Here is a 4323-nt window from a genome sequence, read left to right as displayed (position 1 = left end):
GCGCCGTCCGCGTAAACACTCGCTTCACCAAGATGGCGAAGGTGGCAGAATTTCAACCCGATATGGTTAAAATAGGGTTTTCGGAGCTGGTGTTGCAAATTTGTCGCGACGGCTTCCTCAGCGGGGCGCCAACCGAGAGTTGGACCGTAACCTCTTGAAATGTCAGGCTTGCAGCCGCGCGCTGGGCACGAAGACATACCCGTCCGGACCAACGATATAGCATTCGCGCAAGCCATGCGGCTTGTCGATCGAGCCGGCCAGCACGATGTGGCCGAGTGCTGCCGCCTTTTTTTCGACCGCATCCGGATCGGCGCCATAGAGGCGCAGCTCGATGCCGGCGCCACGCGTTTCGGCTCCGGCGAAGACGCCGGTCATCGGATTGTCGAGATAGGAATGGTCGGCATGCAGCATGAAGATCGAGCCCAGCAGCTCGATGGCCGCGAAATCCTCGTCGGCATAGATGATGCACGCGCCTAGCACATCGCGGCAGAAAGCCTCCATCGCCGCCATGTCGGTGACAAGCAAGTTGACGCCCAGCCCATGCGGCAGCGAGCGGCCGAAATCATCGGCCTTCATCCACGGTGTCCCGGTCCGTTTCTTGGCCACGGTCTTGACCCTCCACATCGTCGATCCTAGTCGAAGCCGACCGTTGGCCCTTGGCATTCCCCCAGCAAAATGCTTGCGCCAGGTGGCGGCGTCCTTATTTCAGGACAAGCGACAGGGAGTGGGCGGAGAAACGATGGCCGCAAGAACAAGAGCAGCCAATCGCTACTATAGCGGCCCACTCAGCGATCATTTCGACGGCAGGCTCTTTTTCAATCCCGACGGCAGGCCGCCGGCGCGCTTCACCGATTTGCTGAAATGGCAATTGAGCGGTGGGCGCTCGAAATGGCCGGCGGCCTGGCCGAGCCCATATCCGCAGGCGAAGCCCGAACAACGGATCGAAGGCGCCGCGCTTCGGCTCACCATGGTGGGTCACGCCTCGCTGCTCATCCAGACAGCCGGCCGGAATATCCTGACCGACCCGGTTTGGTCCGAGCGTGCCTCGCCTTTCGGCTTCGCCGGACCGAAGCGGGTCAACGCGCCGGGCATCGCCTTTTCCGACTTGCCGCCGATCGCCGTGGTGCTGCTCAGTCACAACCACTACGACCATCTCGACCTCGCGACCCTCAAGCGGCTGAAGCAAAGCCACGACCCGATGGTGATCACGCCGCTCGGCAACGATGCGATCATCGGCACTGCCGTGCCCGGCATGCGCGTGTCGGCACATGATTGGGGCGACAGCGTCGAAGTCGCCAGCGGCGGCATCATCCACATCGAGCCGGTGCATCACTGGTCGGCGCGCGGCGGGCGCGACCGCTGCATGGCGCTGTGGGCGGGCTTCGTCATTGATACGGCGGGCGGCAAGGTCTATTTCGCCGGCGACACGGGCTTCCACGGCGGCACCAACTACCGCCGAATGGCGGAAAAGCATGGCGGGTTTCGGCTGGCCATCCTGCCGATCGGCGCCTATGAGCCGCGCTGGTTCATGGCCCCGCAGCACCAGAATCCGGCGGAAGCCGTCCAGGGCATGAGGCTGTGCGGCGCCGTCCATGCTGCCGGCTGCCACTGGGGCACCTTTCAGCTCACCGACGAACCGATCGAGGAGCCGGCGCAAAAGCTCGCCGAGGCATTGGCGGCCGAAGGCATTTCGCCGGAGCGTTTTCGCGCCATGCGCCCGGGCGAAGCATGGGATGTGCCGCCGCCTGGCTAAGGAACCCAGCCCGGGCAAACGCGTTGGTTGCACAACGCAAATCCGCCTCGGAGCCTTCCATGATCAAGTGGATCATCATCCTTCTTATCGTTGCCGCTGCGGCAAGCCTGCTTGGCATGCCCGCGCTCGCCGGCGCCGCCGCCACAGGTGCCCGCATCCTGATCGGTATTGTGCTGATCATCTTCCTGCTGATCGTGCTCGGCGTCTTCGCCGTGACTTAGCTCGCATATTCGCCGCGGCAGGCCAGAGCCGCGTCCTGGCCGGGCGTCGCGTTGCACTGGTAATTCCCGCCCGTTTCCGCCATATAGCGCCAAACGGAATTGGAACGACCGGTTAGATGGCAGGCACTGCCCCATTCGCCAAGATGAACGGCATCGGCAACGAGATCATCGTCGCCGATATGCGCGGCCGTGCCGACAAGGTGACCGCAGCCGCGGCGATTGCCCTCAATGCCGACGCGGCGACCAAGTTCGATCAGATCATGGCGATCCATGATGCGCGCACGACCGGCACCGCTTACTATGTCGACATCTTGAATTCGGACGGCACCGGTGCGCAGGCCTGCGGCAATGGCATGCGCTGCGTCGTGCAGGCGCTTGCGGCCGAGACCGGCCAAAAGACCTTCACCTTCGAAACCCGCGCCGGCATTCTCAATACTCAGGAACATGCCGACGGCTCGATCTCGGTCGATATGGGCAAGCCGCGTTTCGGCTGGCAGGAAATCCCGCTTGCCGAGGAGTTCCGCGACACTCGCATGATCGAACTGCAGATCGGCCCGATCGATGCGCCGGTGCTGCATTCGCCTTCGGTCGTCTCGATGGGCAATCCGCACGCGATCTTCTGGGTCGACCGCGACGTCTGGTCCTACGAGCTCGACCGATTCGGTCCGCTGCTCGAGAACCATCCGATCTTTCCCGAGCGCGCCAACATCACCATCGCTCAGGTCACCTCGCCCGAGACGATGATCATCCGCACCTGGGAGCGCGGCGCGGGTCTCACCAAGGCCTGCGGCTCCGCGGCCTGCGCCGCCGTGGTGGCTGCCGCCCGCACCAAGCGCACCGGCCGCAGCGTGTCGCTGATCACGCCCGGCGGCGGCGAGCTCAATGTCGAGTGGCGCGACGACGATCACGTCATTTTGACCGGCGCCGCCGAATGGGAGTTTTCCGGCAGCTTCGACCCTTCGACCGGCGCCTGGGCCCGCGACACCGAAAGCGCCGCCTGATGTCCGCTCTTCAAAAGGGCCCGGCGCCCGAAGGGCCTATCGGCAACGGTATCGACGTCGTCACGTTCGGCTGCCGCCTCAACACCTATGAATCGGAGGTGATGCGCCGCGAGGCCGAAAGCGCCGGCCTCGGCGCGCTGGAAGGCGGCGCCGTCATCTTCAACACCTGCGCCGTCACCGCCGAAGCCGTGCGCCAGGCCAAGCAGGCGATCCGCAAGGCCCGTCGCGAGAACCCTGAAGCGCGCATCATCGTCACCGGATGCGCCGCGCAGACCGAGCCGCAGAACTTCGTCGCCATGGACGAGGTAGACCTGGTGCTCGGCAATGAGGAGAAGCTCAAGGCGAACTCCTACCGCGCGCTGCCGGACTTCGGCGTCAACGATACCGAGAAGGCGCGCGTCAACGATATCTTCTCGGTGCGCGAGACGGCGAGCCACATGGTCGACGCCATCGAGGGCCGGGCGCGCGCCTTCGTGCAGGTGCAGAATGGCTGCGACCATCGCTGCACCTTCTGCATCATTCCTTACGGCCGCGGCAATTCGCGCTCGGTGCCGATGGGTGCCGTGGTCGAGCAGGTCAAGCGTCTCGCAGGCAACGGCTATGCCGAGATCGTGCTCACCGGCGTCGACATGACCAGCTTCGGCGCCGACCTGCCGGGCAGCCCGAAGCTTGGGAAGCTGGTGAAGACGATCCTGCGCCAGGTGCCCGAGGTGAAGCGTCTGAGGCTGTCGTCGATCGATTCCATAGAAGCCGACGACGAGCTGCTCGACGCGATTGCCACCGAGCCGCGGCTGATGCCGCATTTGCATCTGTCGCTGCAATCGGGCGACGACATGATCCTGAAGCGCATGAAGCGCCGGCATTTGCGCGATCAGTCGATCCGCTTCTGCGAGGAGGTCCGGAAGCTCCGTCCCGGCATCGTCTTCGGCGCCGACATCATTGCCGGCTTCCCGACCGAGACCGAAGCGATGTTCAAAAACTCGGAGAAAATCGTCGAGGAATGCGGCCTGACGCATCTTCACGTCTTCCCGTTCAGCCCGCGCGAGGGCACGCCCGCCGCGCGCATGCCGCAACTGCGCCGCGAGGTGGTGAAAGAGCGCGCCGCACGGCTGCGTGCCGCCGGCGAGGCCGCCTATCGCCGCCATCTGGCTGCCCTTGCAGGCACGCGGCAGTCGATCCTGATCGAGCGCGACGGGCTCGGCCGCACCGAAGGTTTTACGCTTGCCGCGATTGGCGTTGGACAGCCGGGTGAGATCGTCGAGGCGGTTGTCACCGGCCATGACGGCGCCCGGCTGATCGCGGCGCCGCTCGCCGCGCAAGCCGCCTGAGACTGCAAGACGTATGGCTG

The 4323-nt window shown here is 64.8% G+C and carries 5 protein-coding genes; 4 read left to right on the top strand and 1 reads right to left on the bottom strand.

All coding sequences use genetic code 11. The features are described 5' to 3' along the window. Nucleotides 1-162: 162 nt before the first annotated feature. On the bottom strand, nt 163-606 hold the full coding sequence (locus EOA32_RS33875) for a VOC family protein (protein WP_245418732.1): 444 nt from the start codon (nt 604-606) through the stop codon (nt 163-165). A 133-nt stretch (nt 607-739) separates the two neighbouring features. On the opposite strand from EOA32_RS33875, the gene EOA32_RS33870 reads away from it, so the two are divergent. The 4 genes from EOA32_RS33870 to mtaB all read left to right on the top strand — a co-directional run bounded on the left by EOA32_RS33870 (nt 740) and on the right by mtaB (nt 4303). Further along, complete coding sequence (locus EOA32_RS33870) at nt 740-1753, top strand: MBL fold metallo-hydrolase (RefSeq protein WP_095831770.1); 1014 nt, start codon at nt 740-742, stop codon at nt 1751-1753. A gap of 59 nt (nt 1754-1812) precedes the next feature. Beyond that, the gene (locus EOA32_RS33865) at nt 1813-1974 is read left to right on the top strand and encodes a DUF1328 family protein (protein WP_066991727.1); all 162 of its coding nucleotides are present in this window, start codon (nt 1813-1815) and stop codon (nt 1972-1974) included. Between the two features lie 116 nt (nt 1975-2090). Continuing rightward, entirely contained in the window at nt 2091-2975 is an 885-nt protein-coding gene (dapF, locus tag EOA32_RS33860; RefSeq protein WP_128374040.1) for a diaminopimelate epimerase, read from the top strand. Then, entirely contained in the window at nt 2975-4303 is a 1329-nt protein-coding gene (mtaB, locus tag EOA32_RS33855; protein ID WP_095831772.1) for a tRNA (N(6)-L-threonylcarbamoyladenosine(37)-C(2))-methylthiotransferase MtaB, read from the top strand. The genes dapF and mtaB overlap by 1 nt, the downstream gene beginning before the upstream one ends. The last annotated feature ends 20 nt before the right edge of the window (nt 4304-4323 follow it).

It is taken from the genome of Mesorhizobium sp. M1A.F.Ca.ET.072.01.1.1, assembly GCF_004023325.1.
In the GTDB taxonomy this organism is placed as follows: domain Bacteria; phylum Pseudomonadota; class Alphaproteobacteria; order Rhizobiales; family Rhizobiaceae; genus Mesorhizobium.
The sequence above is the reverse complement of the archived record's forward strand: the minus strand, read 5'-3'. Positions and strand labels throughout refer to the sequence as shown.

Excerpts from the sequence above, each read along its gene's own strand:
- EOA32_RS33870 (WP_095831770.1), top strand. The coding sequence starts at position 740 with ATGGCCGCAAGAACAAGAGCAGCCAATCGCTACTATAGCGGCCCACTC.
- dapF (WP_128374040.1), top strand. The coding sequence starts at position 2,091 with ATGGCAGGCACTGCCCCATTCGCCAAGATGAACGGCATCGGCAACGAG.
- EOA32_RS33865 (WP_066991727.1), top strand. The coding sequence starts at position 1,813 with ATGATCAAGTGGATCATCATCCTTCTTATCGTTGCCGCTGCGGCAAGC.
- mtaB (WP_095831772.1), top strand. The coding sequence starts at position 2,975 with ATGTCCGCTCTTCAAAAGGGCCCGGCGCCCGAAGGGCCTATCGGCAAC.